Annotated in this window: 8 protein-coding genes; all 8 read right to left on the reverse strand. The window is 37.0% G+C overall.

Annotated features, from left to right (window positions below):
* On the reverse strand, positions 1-3,813 hold the full coding sequence (locus tag HND50_10290; protein NOG45613.1) for a SpoIIE family protein phosphatase: 3,813 nt from the start codon (positions 3,811-3,813) through the stop codon (positions 1-3).
* Positions 3,814-3,859: 46 nt separating this feature from the next.
* On the reverse strand, positions 3,860-7,615 hold the full coding sequence (locus HND50_10295) for a SpoIIE family protein phosphatase (protein NOG45614.1): 3,756 nt from the start codon (positions 7,613-7,615) through the stop codon (positions 3,860-3,862).
* Positions 7,616-7,875: 260 nt separating this feature from the next.
* Positions 7,876-11,220, reverse strand: coding sequence for a SpoIIE family protein phosphatase (locus tag HND50_10300; protein ID NOG45615.1), 3,345 nt, complete (start codon positions 11,218-11,220; stop codon positions 7,876-7,878).
* A 24-nt stretch (positions 11,221-11,244) separates the two neighbouring features.
* The gene (locus HND50_10305) at positions 11,245-15,027 is read right to left on the reverse strand and encodes a SpoIIE family protein phosphatase (GenBank protein ID NOG45616.1); all 3,783 of its coding nucleotides are present in this window, start codon (positions 15,025-15,027) and stop codon (positions 11,245-11,247) included.
* 533 nt (positions 15,028-15,560) lie between these two features.
* Complete coding sequence (locus HND50_10310; protein ID NOG45617.1) at positions 15,561-16,094, reverse strand: DUF4199 domain-containing protein; 534 nt, start codon at positions 16,092-16,094, stop codon at positions 15,561-15,563.
* A gap of 28 nt (positions 16,095-16,122) precedes the next feature.
* Positions 16,123-16,494 (reverse strand): VOC family protein, encoded by a 372-nt coding sequence (locus tag HND50_10315; protein ID NOG45618.1) that lies wholly within the window; start codon positions 16,492-16,494, stop codon positions 16,123-16,125.
* A gap of 178 nt (positions 16,495-16,672) precedes the next feature.
* A complete protein-coding gene (locus HND50_10320; protein NOG45619.1) occupies positions 16,673-17,101 on the reverse strand; it encodes a DNA-binding response regulator in 429 nt (142 codons plus the stop codon).
* An 8-nt stretch (positions 17,102-17,109) separates the two neighbouring features.
* Positions 17,110-17,589 (reverse strand): hypothetical protein, encoded by a 480-nt coding sequence (locus HND50_10325; GenBank protein ID NOG45620.1) that lies wholly within the window; start codon positions 17,587-17,589, stop codon positions 17,110-17,112.
* Between the last annotated feature and the right edge of the window lie 55 nt (positions 17,590-17,644).

A 17,644-nucleotide genomic window follows, 5' to 3' on the forward strand; every position in this document is an offset into this window, starting at 1 on the left:
CTATTTTACTTTAATCACCACAAAAGTTACATCATCATCCGGGGCCTGATCGTCTGACCAGGATTTGCCCTCATTTTTTAAATAACTGATTATTTCTTCTGATGATTGCTCAGCCACTTCTTCAAAACCATTACGGATTTTTTTATAGCCGTACATTTCATCTTTGTCATTTGCCAGTTCGGGCAATCCATCGCTCATAAGTAAAATTGTGTCACCTGGTTTCAACGTCGTATCTTTTACTTCATATGGAAATTTCATCATTGTACCTAAGGGCATCCCTTGAAATACATGCTCTTCTACAACACGAGTATCCCTTCTGAAAATAAAAGAGGGTGGCATACCGGCAGTAGAAATCTGCATTTTGTCACCTTTAATTTTTAGCATGGTCAGGCACATCGATAATTTGCCAAAATTCATCTGTTTTATGCAGCGGGTAATTTCACTAAATGAAAAAAGGATATCGGGGTTTGGCGCATAGCTGTTAAAAAGTGATTTGGCTGTGGTTACCATTGTGCCGGCTTTCATACCGTGTCCGGTGGCATCGCCAATTACGACGGTTAATGTGCCATCAAGTCCTACATGGAAATCATAATAATCCCCGCCAACTTCTGTGGCGGTTTGCATGTACACGGCAATATCCAGGTTGGGCAACTGCGGTAATTCTTTTGGTAGCATTGAAAGTTGAAGCTCTCGTGCTTCCTCAAGTTCTTTAGTTTTGCGCTCATTTTCGATTTGCAACGCACGTTGTTCAGCCTGCATTGCTTTTGCTTGCAATTCTGCCGTTTCAGCCCGATGTTCCATGGCTTGTATTCTTAAACGCTCTTTGGATTTTGCTATAAGGCGTCGTCTCTGGATGCGATCTACACCAAAGACAATACCAATAAAGAAGAGGCCATAACCAATATAAGCCCATATTGTATGCCACCAAGGAGGTCGAATCGTAATTGAAATGCTTTTTCCGGTTTCATTCCAAATACCATCGCGGTTACTGCCTTTAAAAGAAAAAACATAATCACCGGGATCTAAGTTGGTATAAGTCGCCGTTCGCTTATTATCATAAATCCAATCCTCATCATAACCTTTTAAGAAATGAGCATACTGGTTTTTTGAAGGTTTTGAAAAGTGCAGGGCGGAGTAAGTAAAGGTCAGGTCATTCTTATCGTGTACTAATTCTATTTCGTTTATATCTGTTAAAGTTGTGTCCAATGGCATGTCACTTTTTTGTGATAACAAGGACACGTTGCCAACTCTTAAATCTGATAAATATAAAGCTGGCGGAGCCTCATTTTCTTTTGTACGACTGAAAATATTAAGTCCATGCTCACCACCAAAATAATAATTTCCGGCACTGCTCTTTAAGGCAACCTGGGCTATAAAATCTGTTCCACCAAGACCATCCTCTGCACCATAGTTTACAAAGGTTACCTGTTTTGTCGTTGGCGATGTAATCATTTTAGAAAGGCCATTACGGGTAGCTAACCAAAGGTTGCCGCTTTCGGCCGGTAAAATGGAAGCGATGTAATTTGTTGGCAAACCATGCTCTTCAGTATAAATTGTAAAATTCTCCGTTTCAGGATCGAAACGATTAAGCCCACCATTGGTTGCTAACCAAAGTATGCCATCAGCATTTTCATAAATAAACTGAACGCTATTATCACTTAGCACATTTTCTTTATCCTGTTCGGTTGCATAATATTTTATAGTTCTCTTTGCAGGATCTAAGCGTCCAAGCCCTCTGGTATCTGTGCCAACCCACACGATACCATCTTTATTTACATGAATGGAGCGAATGTTTCGCCCTTCGATAATAATCTGCTCATTGGCTTCATCAATCAGGCTTTGAAAATGATTTATTTCTTCAGGATCGTTCAGTTCGATAATTTGAATCCCCCATAAATCAAGATAAGTCGGGGCAGCCTGGTTCCATTTTCCAAAAGAGTGGCTCAAGTCGGACTTGAAATGTAGTGAATAATTCCCTGGTTTCAATTCCTGCATATCTATTTTAATTCTGTTCTTAACAGCTCCCCCCAGATGGAAAGTCTCACTACCATTCTTGCCACTCCAGATCTCCTGATCCTGAGCATCACTAATCCATCCCCAATCAGCTAATTCGATATCATTTGAACTACCTTCCCCTGTTGAGATAATTAGATATTTACGTGGTTTGGTAATTTTAAACTCAAAGGAGAGATTAGCATTATCAGTTGCTTCTTTTATCATTAACGGTTTTGATTCGGATTGTAATTTGTTTTTAACAAGATTAAACAATTCCTGTGGATAGACTTTATTTGTGTTATCACTGTAACGCTTTAAAGAGTTGTTTTTTGTATCTAAATAAATTAAACCTCCGGAGTTTGTACCAATCCAATAATTGTTCTTGGTATCTTTCTCCAAAACACGCACTAAATTATCCGGTAAACTAGTGGTTTTTGATGAGTCAAATTGGAATTGGTTTATTACATTGCCTTTATTGTCTATATGTAACAAACCATCACCCCAAAGGCCCAGCCAAAGGGTTCCATCATCATCTTCGCTTATTACCCGTACAGAACCACCGAATACATCATTGTTGAAAGATAAAGGAATCTTTTTAAATTGTTCTTTTTGCGGATCTAAAATATTAAGTCCTCCACCGCGCATTCCCACGTAGATTTGATTTGGTTTAATATGTGATTCGTACAATCCGAATATTTGACTGCTGCTTAAGCTGTTTGGATTATCAGGTTGGTGCTGAAAATGTTTAAAAGCAGTACGTTGGGGATCATGTTTTATTAAACCGTTTGCAATTGTACCCATCCACATTATTCCACTTTGATCAAAAAGCATAGAGGTTACTACAATGTTGGATACTCCATCTTTTGAAATAAATTGGCCCTCAAAAGAAATCTCTTCAAAATCATCAGAAATGCCATCAAACTTTAGTACACCTCGTATGTTGTTGGCAATCCAGACATTGCCCTGGCTATCTTGAATAATCTGGTTGAAATAAGCCCAAAAATTAAGGCTTTGTGTTTGGTATTTTACTAATGTTTTTATCTCCATTGTTTGCGGGTTAAGTTTATAAATACCGCTGCGGGATGTAATCCATAAAATACCTGTGGGATCATTAAAAATGCAGGAGATCTCATTTCCAAGTTTAGTGAAATCAGGATTGTTTTTATTGTTTTTAAATTGAGTTTGTTTAAAAAGTTGCTCTTCACCATCAAACATCATTAAACCATGTTCAAAAACACCGGCCCATAAACGACCTTGTTGATCAGATTCACTTGCAATAACCAATTTATCATCAGCCTCAAGAACACCCGTTTTTGTTTTGTATTTATGTAAAATCCAAGTGTCTTGCTCGCTATCAAAACTAAGCATACCCAGTCCGTTAGAACTAACCCAAAGTTTTTGATTTCCATCCATAGTAATGTTAAGTAAATTTCCGAAGGCATCTATTTTGTCCGGAAAGAGCTCTTCAAAATCATAATTCACAAAATTGTTTTCGGCACGATTGTATCTGGATACACCATTAGAGTTTGCTATCCAAATATTTCCTTGTGCATCTTCCAATAGACCATGCAACTCATTTGAGAGAATACTGTTTGGATTACCCGGGACATTTTTAAATGCTTTAAATGTATATCCATCATACATATTTAAGCCACCCGTGCTTGTGGCAATCCACAATAATCCGTATCGGTCCTGAAGCACATAATGTATGGTGCCATCAGAAAGGCCATCAGCTATTTTGAATTCTTCTATGTTAAGTGGTTGGCTTATGGCTGAATTGCAAACCAGGATTAAGATTAAGAATAATTTATTCAGCATATTTTCTCTCGTTAAGTATTTTTTGTTTTGAGGTAACTTGGAGGTTTCATTTTACTTTTATTACTACAAAAGTTACATCATCATCAGGAGCTTCGTCATTCACCCAAGCTGAACCCTCGTTTTTCAAAAAAGTAATAATATCTTCCGGGGCTTTTTCAGCGATGTCCTCAAATCCATTACGGATTTTTTTATAGCCGTACATTTCTTCTTTGTCATTTGCCAGTTCGGGCAATCCATCGCTCATAAGTAAAATTGTGTCACCGGGTTTCAACGTCGTATCTTTTATCTCATATGGAAATTTTTCCATAGTTCCAAGCGGCATTCCTTGAAATAAATGCTCTTCAACCACTTTGGTTTTTTGACGGAAAATAAAAGAGGGCGGCATACCGGCAGTAGAAATCTGCATTTTATCACCCTTAATTTTTAGCATGGTCAGGCACATCGATAATTTGCCAAAATTCATCTGTTTTATGCAGCGGGTAATTTCACTAAAGGAAAAAAGGATATCGGGGTTTGGCGCATAGCTGTTAAAAAGCGACTTGGCTGTTGTGACCATTGTACCGGCCTTCATGCCATGGCCTGTTGCATCGCCAATTACAACGGTTAATGTGCCATCAAGTCCTACATGGAAATCATAATAATCCCCACCGACTTCTGTAGCAGTTTGCATATAAACTGCAATATCCAGATTTGGTAATTGTGGTAATTCTTTTGGTAACATTGAAAGTTGAAGCTCTCGTGCTTCCTCAAGTTCTTTAGTTTTGCGCTCATTTTCTGCTTGTACAACCAAAGCCTTGGCTTCCACAGCCTGCGCTTTTAATTCTGCCGCTTCAGCTCTCAATTGAGATTCTTTTATTTCAGAATTCTTTTGCTGACGGGCTATTTCAAATCTTCTTATGCTAAATAATATTCCAAAAAACAGCACAACATAAATGAAATAAGCTACCCAGTTGTTATACCAGGGTGCCGCAATGTGAATGTTAATTTTTTTTGTTTCATCACTCCAAACGCCATCCCCATTTGATGCTCTTATATTAAATATATAATCCCCGGGGTCTAAATTTGTATATGACGCAAAACGTCTATCGCCGACCCGCCACTTTTCATCCACACCATCCATCTTGTACATTAAACGGTTTTTATCCGGACGTGAAAAATGAATGGAAGCAAATTCAAAAGAAAAATCGTTTTGGGTATGAGAAAGCGATAATTCAGATAGCTGCTCTAAATCTATATATCGATCTTCATTTTTTAAATTATGAATGCTTTTATTGGAGACAGTTATGTTTTGTAAGGAAATTTGCGGTTTTGTCCGGTTACTGCTGCCAGGATAAAACACATTGAACCCATCCAGCCCGGCAAAATAGAGTTTTCCGCTTTCATCTTTATGCGATGCCCGAACAATAAACTCATAGCCCTGTAAGCCATCTTTTACATCATAGTTAACGATAATTTGTGTTTCACCCTTTTCATCCAGTTCAATTTTTGAAATTCCTTTTATACTGCTTACCCATAAATTTCCGTCATCGTCCATTTCCAAAGCTTTAAAATAGGATGTGGGCAGGCCATCTTTTTCTCTAAATACATCAAATTTATTTTTAACGGGATCGTATTTGTTCAAACCATCCCGCGTCGCTATCCAGATATTTCCGTTTCGGTCTTCAATAATATCTTCTACTAAATTGTTGCTTAAGGCGTTGTTATTTGTAACATCGGTGGAATAATTTGTAATAGAAAAACTTGTGTCAATCTTAGATAAACCAAGCCTGGTTCCAACCCACATATTATTATTTGAATCTGCATAAAGCGTCCTTATTTCACGCCCGGTTAAAAAAGTCTTATTTCTTGAGCTCTGTAATATTTCATTGTAATGAGTGTACTCCTCATCACTTAGAGAAAATATTTGAGCGCCCCAGTAAGACGAATCCTGTGGAGGTTGATTGTTATAAGATTGAACAGAGTGGCTGTCATCTGATTTATAACGCAGCTTATACCTTCCCCCTTTTAAATCAAGTAACGCGATAGTTAATCTGTTCTTCTCTCCGCCCCCGGCATGAAATGTTTCATATAAATCTGTACCGCTCCATACTGTATCCCCGGCAGCAGACTCCAACCAGCCAAAATCAGCCATATTCCATTCAGGCAATCCTTCGCCTACCGAATAGATCAATACCTTGCGATCTGTTCTTAAAACAAATTCTTTACTTATATCCGCATAGTCGCCCACATTAATAATGGATGTTGTCGGTTGATTATTTTTCCTCAGGTCTTTTATTTTTGCAAGCAGCTGAGGGTCGTATTTTCTGTTTAAAAAAGATGGAATGCTAACGACGGTTTGACTGTTGTATTTTAATAAATTGAGTCCGCGGTGTGTACCAATCCAAAGATCTTTGTTTCTATCCGATACAAGCTTATATATCCCATCATTGGTAATAGTGCTGTTATCATAGTCTTTGTGCGTAAAGTTATTATATTTTGCGGAGTTTAAATTATAAGAATAAAGTCCATACCCGGCTGTTGCTATCCACAATACTCCATTCTTTTCGACAATGTTGGTGATCCTGGTTTGGTTAAGGTTGGATAGATTTGTGATTACGTTTTGGCCTAAAACGCTTGTTTTATTTTTCTTGTTAAAAAGGTAAATACCTTTCATTGTGCCTAGCCAAACCTGCTCTTTATAAACGTCGCTACCGGAAAAGGATAAAACGGACCTGTTGGTTGCTTCTTCTGCATCAAGTGATAATTTAAATGTTTCTATTGGTTTCCGGTCATAGTCATATTTGCGGACACCCCGCGTTGTACCGTACCATAATATTCCTGAAGCATCACTGTAAAAACCTGTATAATTATACTCCGAAGAAGGGGTTTTAAATTTTTCAAAAGATTGTTTTTTTGCATCAAAAAAATATAATCCGGCACGTCCAGTACCAACCCATATATTTTGGTTTTTGTCTATATGTAATCCTGTAATACTATTTTCCCAAAAATCGTTTGTAGTTTTTTTCCTAAACGGTGTGTGGTCATGACCTGTGTTATTTTTTAAATCTATTTTGAAGAAACCCTTTTGAGTTGCTAAAAGAAGATTGTCTTCTTGATCAATGGCAATCTCAAAATAGCGGCAATTTTGTAATTTGTCCTGAAAGTTATCTTTTAATGGGAGTTGCACAAACAAGGAAGCGTCGTAGTCAAATTTCAAAATACCAAAAGTTTGCGATCCTGTATATAAATTTCCTGCACTACTTTCGATTGTAGCATCTGCAGCGTTAATAAAAGTGTGTACACTGTTGTCGAGACGTATCACGTCAAATCGAATAAACTTTTCGTTTTCTCTATCAAACTGCAAAGTGCCTTCTTCGGTTGATACCCAAAAGTTACCTTTACTGTCTTCATTTAAACCAATCATCTCATTAGTTTCAGTAACAGTATTTGTAGAATCGTAGTATGTAGTAAATGTGCTGTTAGCTCTGTTATATTTGGCCAATCCATCCCCGGTGGAAATCCATAAAGTCCCCTGTTTATCTTCAAATAACCTGTACAAACTATTTGATGGTAAACTTGTGGAATCTCCGGGAACAGACTTAAAACTTTTAATTTTATAACCGTCATACATATTTAGGCCATCGGTAGTAGCAAACCAGATATAGCCGTATTTGTCTTGCACAATATCTCTGATATTATTGCTTGAAAGGCCATCCCTAATAGTGATTGATTCTGTTGTAAAATTTGTTTGGGAAAAAGCTGGGTTGGCTATTACCAAAATATATACAAATAAATTGGTTAGAATTATTTTTGTTTTTTTCATAGCACATTCCTGGTTGCGGATATTTTTTTGTTTACAATTCTCCTGTCATCCTGAACGCTAATGAAGAAGCCATTCTATCGAAGCATTGGGATTGTCATTCTGAGGAATCGAAACATCCCACATGGATAACAATGGGGTTCTTCACATCACTTTGCTTCGAGGAGCCCTTTGGATAGAATGACAGGTTATTGTTTTTTTGTACTGTATTGACTATATCAATGCATGAACTGACAATGTCAGCCCAAGTCTCATGATGACGATTATTTCACCTTTATTACCACAAAAGTAACATCATCGTCAGGGGCTTCATGGTTCACCCAATCTGAACCCTCGTTTTTCAAATATGTAATAATTTCCTCAGGAGCTTTATCTGCCACATCTTCAAAACCATTACGGATTTTTTTATAACCGTACATCTCCTCTTTTTCATTTGCCAATTCTGGTAAACCGTCACTCATTAGCAAAATTGTATCGCCCGGTTTTAATGTGGTGTCTTTCAATTCATATGGAAATTTTTCCATTGTGCCCAAGGGCATTCCCTGAAACATGTGTTCTTCTACAATTTTTGTGTCACCCCGGAAAATAAAGGAGGGCGGCATCCCTGCTGTAGAAATCTCCATTTTATCGCCCTTTATTTTCAACATGGTCAGACACATAGACATCTTGCCCATATTAAGTTTTTTTATGCAGCGGGTAATTTCACTGAATGAGTATAATATATCCGGATTAGGGGCGTAACTGTTAAATAGAGACTTTGCTGCTGTAACCATTGTTCCGGCCTTCATACCATGCCCGGTTGCGTCACCAATCACAACAGTGAGTGTGCCGTCAAGGGCTACATGAAAATCATAATAATCACCGCCGACTTCAGTAGCAGTTTGCATATAAACGGCAATATCCAGATTAGGTAATTGGGGTAGCTCTTTCGGAAGCATGGAAAGCTGAAGCGACCGGGCTTCTTCTAATTCCAGGCTTTTGCGTTTATTTTCAGCTTCGAGGAGTGCCAGTTCTGTTTTATGTTTTTCTTGAGCTTTTACGCGGGCCCGTTGAATTCGGTCTATTCCAATAGCGGCTAATATTAACATAATAATATAGCAAAGGTAAGCCCAATAAGTTCTCCACCAAGGTGGTAAAATTGTCAATTTGAGAGATGTACCAGCCTCATTCCAAAGCCCGTCGCTGTTAGAGCCTTTTACGTGGAATACATATTCTCCGTGATCGAGATTGGTGTATGTGGCAATTCTAATATTATCAACATTGCGCCATTCATCTTCATAATTTTCTAATTTAAAGGCGTATTTATTTCTGCTTGCATTTGCATAATGAAGCCCGACATATTCAAACGAAATATCATTTTGCCAATAAGAGAGAATAACTTCTTTTGTATTTGATATCTGCTTTTTTAACGGAGAGTTTTCTTGGTCTGGCTTAACAGATTCGTTAAAGATTTTTAAATCAGTTATGACTATTTCGGGTTTGGAGTTGTTATCAACAACCTGCGATGGGAAAAAAGAGTTAAAACCATCAATGCCGCCAAAGAACATTTCACCCTCATCACTTTTATAAAGGGCGCCGCCGTTAAACTCTTCACCTTGCAGGCCATCATCCAGTGAATAATTTCTAAATTGAAATGTGCTGGGATTAAATTTACTGATACCATTGTTTGTGGACATCCACAAATTTCCCTGCTCATCCGGCAAAACGCCATAAACGGAATTATTAGGAATATCACTATTGCTCTCTGTGAATCTTAAAAACTTTCCTGTTTTTGGATCGAATCTATTTAACCCCCCACCGTAAGTTGAAATCCAAATGTAGCCTTTTTCATCTTCATAAAAATGCATTATATTGTCATGGCTTAATGAGTTTGGATTCTTTTGATCGTGGGTAAAATAACGGAATTCTTCCGTTTCAAGATTTAATATATTAATGCCGTGTGTCGAGCCCGTCCAAATCTCATTCGGGAACGATTTTGAATACCAAATAACACGAACAAAATTATCATTATTGTTAAAACTGTTTTCGATTTCAGGATCATATGTATAGTTCTTAAATGTATAATCATTTTTGTTGAACCTGACCAAACCGCCGCCATTTGAGCCATACCAAAGATAACCCGGCATTTTTTCGATCTCAATAATGTTGTAGTTAACAGAATTAACATTTATAAATGTATTAGACAGGTCAACGTCAATTTGACTAGGATCTAAATAGAAGCGTTTAAAGGATTTCGTACTTAGATCAAAACGATTTAAACCGGAATTGGTCCCGATCCACAAATACTTTCCATCATCATAAATGCACTTACTAAAATTTGAACTGACAGAATGCGGGTTATTAGGGTCGCTTAGAAATTGATCATATTTACCTTTTTTTCTATCGTAGGTAATTACGCCTCCTGCAGCGGAAGCTATATATACTATATCATTTTTTAAATAGAAACCTCGTGCAGCATCAATTCTACTTTTGGACTGGATGAAATCACTCGGCTTGAACACATGAAATTTTGTAACGGTATCATCATATTTATTTATGCCGTTTAAATCGGTTCCAACCCAGAGGACATCTGTTTTATCTTTATATAGCTTTAAAATATCATTTCCACTGAGGCTGTTTTCATTTTCAGGATCACGCCTGTATTGCTGTAAGGTCTTTTTTTCAGGATTGATTTTTATGACACCAAAACCATTGCCAAATGAAACGTCCACACCATTTTCAAGATTAAACCCACCTAACCATAATGTGCCGTTTTTATCAGATTCAATAGCAGAAATCAATATTTCGTTAGTTGTTAGGCTACCAATTTTTAGGGGATAAGGTTCCAGTGTTTTTTCCGGTTGATCGAAATAAAACAAGCCTTCATTTGCTGTTCCAATCCAAATTGTGCCGTTTATATCTTCCTCAATAGTAGTTGCACCTGTTCTAAAAAAGTCGTTATTAATTTTTATTGGAATTAATTTTGGAATGCCGTTTTGATGATATTCGACCCTGAACAAGTGGAGTTTTCCAATACCCCCGACCCAAAGCCTACCTTCATTGTCCTGGTGTATAAAACTGAGGAATGTTGTATTAAACTGATATCCCTGAGGTAAAAGGTTTTCCATATGATAGAATACCTTGTTTGAGGAGTCGAAATAATCAAAACCCTTATCTGATGTTGCAATCCAAAGGTTACCTTTAGTATCCTCACTGATATCAAAAACATTGTTACTGGCGATGGTTTTTGGATCGATATGATTGTTTTTTAAATGGGAGAATGTTTCATTATTATAATTATAGCGGCTAAGGCCCCCAAACCTACCTCCCATCCATAGATCACCACTTTTTGATAAAAATAGTGTTTCAATAAAACCATTGTTCATTGATGTACTGTCATTAGGATCATTTTTATACACTTTAAAATTATAACCATCATATCTGTTCAGGCCGTCCTCTGTAGCAATCCAAATAAAGCCATGGTTATCCTGAACAATATCAAACACCCGGTTTTGAGACAGGCCGTCTCTGGTTGACAGGCGGTCAAAGTTTACGGGCTTGTCCTGAGCAAATAAAATTTGCGAAAATGGTAGAATTAATGTTATCAACAAAATGCATGATTTCTTCATGATTGCCTTTGCAAAAGTTTAGGATTAATTTTTTACTTTGATAACCACAAAAGTAACATCATCGTCAGGGGCTTCATGGTTCACCCAGTCGGAACCTTCGTTTTTTAAATATGTAATAATTTCTTCAGGTGATTTTTCAGCAATATCCTCAAAACCATTGCGGATCTTTTTGTAGCCATACATATCGCCACTGTTATTACTTAACTCGGGAAGACCATCACTCATTAGCAAGATAGTATCGCCGGCTTTAAGAGTTGTGTCCTTTACTTCATAGGGAAATTTCTCCATTGTACCCAACGGCATAGCTTTAAAAAGATGCTCTTCAACTACTTTTGTATCACCCCGAAAAATAAAAGAAGGCGGCATTCCGGCAGTGGAGATTTGCATTTTGTCGCCTTTAATTTTAAGCATTGTAAGGCACATGGAAAGTTTGCCAAAATTCATTTGTTTTATACAGCGGGTGATTTCCTGAAAAGAAAATAAAATATCCGGGTTTGGGGCATAGCTGTTAAACAGTGATTTTGCCGTTGTAACCATAGTACCGGCCTTCATACCATGGCCGGTTGCATCGCCAATGACGACTGTTAAAGTGCCATCCAATGAAACATGGAAATCATAATAATCACCGCCAACCTCGGTGGCTGTTTGCATATAAACAGCAATATCCAGATTTGGTAATTGTGGCAGCTCCTTGGGTAACATAGAAAGCTGAAGTTGACGTGCTTCTTCCAGTTCTTTGGATTTGCGTTCGTTTTCTGCTTGTACTGCACGTGCCTGTAATTCTGCTGATTCTGCCCGGTGTTCAGCAGCTTGGATTTTCATGCGCTCCCTGGTTTTAATTATCATTCTTCTTCGTTGGATTCGATCTATCGCAAAAATAATTCCAAGAAAAAGAAACACATACCCGCCATAAGCCCAATAAGTGCGCCACCATGGGGGATGAATTGTAATATTAACAGAAGCGCCTTTTTCATTCCAGACGCCATCACTGTTGGCGGCTTTTACCTGGAAGGTATATTTTCCCGGATCAAGATTTGTGTACGGTGCAAAACGGCGGGTGCCATCAATCCAGTCTTTATCAAATCCTTCCATTTTAAATAAGTACAGATTTTTCTCCGGTCGTGAATAGTGCAGGGCAGTAAATTCAAAAGAGAAAACATTTTGATCATGTGAAAGCTCAAGGGATTCTGTTTCACTGATATGTTTTTGTAAAGGCGAATCTTTCCCCGGTAAAACAGATTGGTTAAAAATCTGAAAATCCGAAATTAAAGTATGTGGAGGCTGTGGGTTGTTTTTGCCTGGTTTAAAAGAAACAAAACCGCTTCTTCCTCCAAAAAACATGCTGCCATTTGTGGTACGAGTTTTAGACCCAATATAGTATTGATCAAACTTCACACCATCCTGAACACCATAATTGATAAAAGTTAAACTTTCATCATTTGGATCAAACTTAGTTATACCATTCCCTGTGGCCATCCAAATTTTACCTGATTCATCTTCAAGGAAATTTATTATGGCATTATTTGGTAACCCGTCTTTTGTTGTCCAGGATTTAAAAGAATTAGTGGCAGCATCAAACTTATTTAATCCACTTTGAGTACCAATCCATAGAGAACCATAATTATCTTCATGGAGTGAGAAAGCAATATTGTTACTCAGACTGTTAGTTTCGGATGAACTTCTATAATTAGTAAAGTTACCACTTTTTCGATCGAGCTTACTCAGGCCGCCGTCTTGGGTTGCAACCCAAAGCATTCCATAACCATCTTCTATTATACTTGAAATGTTACTTCCTGCGATTGAGTTTGGCTTTTCATTTTTATTAATATTTTGAGAGATGATCCTTTTTTCTTCATTATTTATTTCAAAGACCTGTATCCCCCACATCGAAGCATTTATTGGTTCGGCAACGTTCCAATTTGAATAAGAATGGCCAATATCAGAAACATACCGCAAATTGTATTGCCCGCTTTCCAACTCCAGTAATTTTAGATGTAATCTGTTTTTTGCACCACCGCCGGCATGCTTACTTTCATCAAAGTCCATTATCCAGATTTTTTTCCCATCTGAATCCTCAAGCCAGCCATGATCATACATGTCATCCTGACCTTCACCCATCGCCGCAATAAGTACAGATGTTTTTTGAGATATTGTAAATGATTGAGTATGATCTGCTGACTCACCCACTTTAAGGATGGATTGCAAAGGTTTTTTAGTTGAATGCAGTGTTAATAATAATTTGCGAATTGGTGCGACATATGTTGTATCCTGAAGGAGATAGCGTGTAAAAATTTCTTTTTTGCGATCAAACTTGTTTAAACCGCTGGCAGTGGCAAGCCATAACATACCATCACGCGTTTCATATATCTGGCGTATAGTATTACTGCTAAGGCTGTTTGGGTTACCAGATTGATAACTATAATTTTCAAATTTTTTATTTTTCAGATCATAACGATCAAGCCCTTTTCCGGCGACTCCAACCCACAGAATTTCCCCATTATCATCCGGGTCTTGATATAAACTTCGTATGCTGTCTCCACTAAGACTGTTTAAGTTGCCGGGGTTATGTTTTATGTATGTAAACGAATTGTTTGTGGCGTCAAGGCGATTAATTCCCCCACCATAAGTTCCAATCCACAATACTTCATCATCTTTTGTAGATTCAAGTAAAGCATAAACATCGTTTTCATTTAAGCTGTTTTTAGCAGCGGGAATATGTGCATAATTACGAAATGGAACACGTCCCGGATCAATTTTATCCAGGCCGCCTGCAGTTGCAATCCATAATACACCTGTACGATCTTGGAAAATATCAAAAACAAAATCACTGCTAAGTGTACTTTGGTCATGCACATCCGATTTGAAGGCGAAGAAAGTATTTGTATTAAGGTCATATTTATTTAACCCATTTCGGGTGCCCACCCAAAAAGTATTGGTTTCATTTTTATCTTCAATCACAGCCCAGGTGCCAAAACCGCTAATACTTTCTGGGTTAGTTGGGTCGGGAGTAAAAAGAACATATTCATCATTCTCTAGGTTCAGACGGATTAGGCCATCTTTTTCAGTACCAGCCCAGATATATCCTTTGCTATCAGGATACACTTCCCATACTTGTCCCGAAAACAATTCTTTAGGAAGGTTTACATTTTTAAATGTATTATTTGATGTGTTAAAAGAGCTTATTCCACGATCAATTGAAAACCACAAGGTATTTTTATCTTTATAATCGTTGGCCAGCCAAATTACTATATTGCTATTTCCAATGGGTGCATCCGGATCTGGTAAAAAATGCGTGAATTGTTTTGTCGTTATATCAAATTTAGTAAGTCCGTTGAAAACCGTACCCATCCATAAAACATTTTCTTCCAACTGAGTGATGGAGAAAACGGCAGCTACCCAGCGGATCGCTTGTTCAGGTATGTTCGGCATTGCCTCATAAATAAAATTTTTAAATGTTTCTGTTTCTCTAACAAAAAGACTAAGCCCACCTTCTGAGCCAATCCAAATATTTCCTGTACGATCTTCGTAAATAGACCAGATAGTATTACTAATTATGGAAGTGGTATCCTGCGGATCATTGCGAAATGTTTTAAATGAATATCCATCATATCTATTAAGCCCATCTGCTGTTGCGACCCAAATAAACCCTTTGCTGTCCTGAAATACTCTCTGCGCCGTGTTGTTTGAGAGCCCATGTGATGTGTTGAGTCGTTCAAAAACAACATCAGTATTTTGTGCAAAAAGGTTGTTGGTAATCCAAAGCAAAGCAAAACAAAAAAGTATTTGGGGAAATTTTCCTAGGTTCATTATAGAACTCCCTTTATTTATCAAAATGTGAAAATAGAAATAGGCACTATAATGCCGTTATTCTAGAATAAAAATTATTTTTGGTTGGTCAGGTGTATAAATATGAAAATATATGGAATGTTTAATTATCTCGAAACGAAAAAAAAATAATATAAATTCCAGAAAACAGGATTATTATTTAAAGCTTATAGTTAAAACTGTTTTTTGGAAACATCCAATTTGTGGTTGAAGTATTTTTAGTCTATTCCTAAAAGGCAAGGTTTGCGGTAAAGCGTTGAACAGCATCAAGATCATTAAAATCAGCGTAGGCATAAATGCTGAATTTTAAACCTATGAGCGGCATTTCATAATATAGCCTACTAAGATTAAGCTTTGCATAGTGTTAAAATAATTCAAGGATATACTTTTAAGAGTTGAAAAATATCATTTTCTGGTATGCAAATGTCAATAACAAATATCGGAAGGTAAAAAAGGGGAATTTTAAAAAACAGGAAATTCTGCGAAATAAACATCCTGCTTTTTATTGATTAAGTTTAGCTACTTTGAAGGTTTGGTTGTTTTCTCAAAATAGCAGCTGCAATTAATGATATTAATAACCCAACAGGAAATATTTCCAGAAATGTAACTCCAATCTGAATAAATGGGTTTTTATACAGTTCTTTAAAGTCTTCCATTTGTGTTATTTGTTCAGCAATTTCTTCTTCACTTTGGTCGCTGTTTTTAAGATCCTCTATAGTTTGTTCATAAAAAGTTTCCATAAAATCTGTGTCGGCAGTATGTAAATAAGCCATCCATCCGGTTGTATAAATTATCGATGCAACCAGGGTTATAAAAAGTCCGTTTTTAAATCCTGAAGCAAGTGTAATTTCCCCGGAACCATTGCTGTCCCTTTGGCTCTTAATTCCAACATATATGGTTGGTGCCAATGCTAAAATCATTGTCAGATAACCAAGTGTTTCAGCAATTTCAAAACTAATTTCATTACCCATAAATGGCATTGTTATATACATTAACAATACTAAAATTGCACCAGAAATCCCGCCGAGTTTTAATAAATTCTTGTTCATCTGTTTTCCTTTCATTAAAATTTACTATTTACACATGTTGGTCAAATAATATAGCGTTTCCATCAGGATCTACAACAGAAAAACTTGATGGCCCTGTTTCTCCGCTAATTGATTCTTGAGCAATCTCAATTCCTTCTGATTTCAATTTATTGTGGATTTCCCTAACATCAGTAAAGCTTTCAAGCTTCTTTGCGTTTTGGTCCCAACCCGGGTTAAATGTAAAAATGTTGGACTCAAACATATCTTGAAACAATCCGATGTTATGATCTCCATTTTTCATGATAAGCCAGTTTTGTGATTGATCACCACCAAAGACTGAAAAACCCAATTTTTGATAAAACTGTTTTGATTTTTCGATATCCTTTACTGCAAGACTTATTGAAAATGTTCCCAATTTCATTATATGCTCCTCCTGTTTAATTTTTGCATTAATTAATTGTTATTAAATTGTTGGGATAAAACCCTGTGTATTGTTGATGGCACAAATAAACAAAATATCCTGGATACGGTGCATCATCCAAAAGTACTATTTTTAATAAATCATACTAAAAGGTGATGATGGAAATAATAGTTTTAACTTACAAAAGGAGATTTAATTCCTGTGCTTTTTGGACAGCCTGGGTACGGCGATCGACATTTAGCTTTGAATAGAGGTTTGATATATGGGTTTTGATTGTGTTTAGAGAAACATAAAGAGTGTCAGCAATTTCCTGGTTAGAAAGCCCCCTGGACATATGTTGAAGAACTTCCAACTCACGCTTGCTTATGCCAATTTTTTTTATAGCATCCTGATCAATTTCTAATGGTTTCGTTTTATAAATAACTTCCTTTTTACGGCTGATTAGTTTGTGGCCAAGCCAAAGACCAAACATTGTAAAAAAGAGGGCAATAACGGCGATATATATTTCTTGCGAAAGGTCCCGAATAAAAAAGCGGTATTCCAAAACACGCAATAAAATTAATAATACAGCCAAAAATGAACCGTAAATAATTGCAGATTTTTTCATTTAACAAGTCAGATATTTTCTTTGGAGAGCCTGGAGTGAATTTCATTAACTTGCATCAGTGCAGCGCTTCCATACCATGGATGCATTTCCATCACTAACCTACCTGCTTTAATTGCAGGATCTGTTTTTGTTAACTCAATTGCTTCATCAATCGAGGAAACATTAAAAATGTATATACCTCTAAGTTCTCCATCATCCATAAATGGTCCGGCCAATGAAAGTTTTCCTTCATTTGCAAGACGGGAAATATTATCAAGGTGTGCTCTTTGTAGTTCTCTTGCCTGAGTAGAGTCCTGGTTACGATTTGGTCCTCTTTTTAAAAAGGCCATCACATATTGGCGCATACCATATTTGTCCGCACCTAGTTTTTGGGCAAGCGTTGAATCATATCCGGAAGTTTGAGTATTTGATTGGGCTTGAGATTGAGGAGATTTGCTTACACAGCTGGCAAAAATTACTATGATTAGTATAAAAAATAATGGGCGCATTGTAACCTCATTTTAGAAATAGCTCATTTAATTGAAAACCACTCAAATATATAAA

This window comes from Calditrichota bacterium, from assembly GCA_013112635.1.
In the GTDB taxonomy this organism is placed as follows: domain Bacteria; phylum Calditrichota; class Calditrichia; order Calditrichales; family J004; genus JABFGF01.

Excerpts from the sequence above, each read along its gene's own strand:
- HND50_10290 (NOG45613.1), bottom strand. The coding sequence starts at position 3,813 with ATGCTGAATAAATTATTCTTAATCTTAATCCTGGTTTGCAATTCAGCC.
- HND50_10295 (NOG45614.1), bottom strand. The coding sequence starts at position 7,615 with ATGAAAAAAACAAAAATAATTCTAACCAATTTATTTGTATATATTTTG.
- HND50_10300 (NOG45615.1), bottom strand. The coding sequence starts at position 11,220 with ATGAAGAAATCATGCATTTTGTTGATAACATTAATTCTACCATTTTCG.
- HND50_10305 (NOG45616.1), bottom strand. The coding sequence starts at position 15,027 with ATGAACCTAGGAAAATTTCCCCAAATACTTTTTTGTTTTGCTTTGCTT.
- HND50_10310 (NOG45617.1), bottom strand. The coding sequence starts at position 16,094 with ATGAACAAGAATTTATTAAAACTCGGCGGGATTTCTGGTGCAATTTTA.
- HND50_10315 (NOG45618.1), bottom strand. The coding sequence starts at position 16,494 with ATGAAATTGGGAACATTTTCAATAAGTCTTGCAGTAAAGGATATCGAA.
- HND50_10320 (NOG45619.1), bottom strand. The coding sequence starts at position 17,101 with ATGAAAAAATCTGCAATTATTTACGGTTCATTTTTGGCTGTATTATTA.
- HND50_10325 (NOG45620.1), bottom strand. The coding sequence starts at position 17,589 with ATGCGCCCATTATTTTTTATACTAATCATAGTAATTTTTGCCAGCTGT.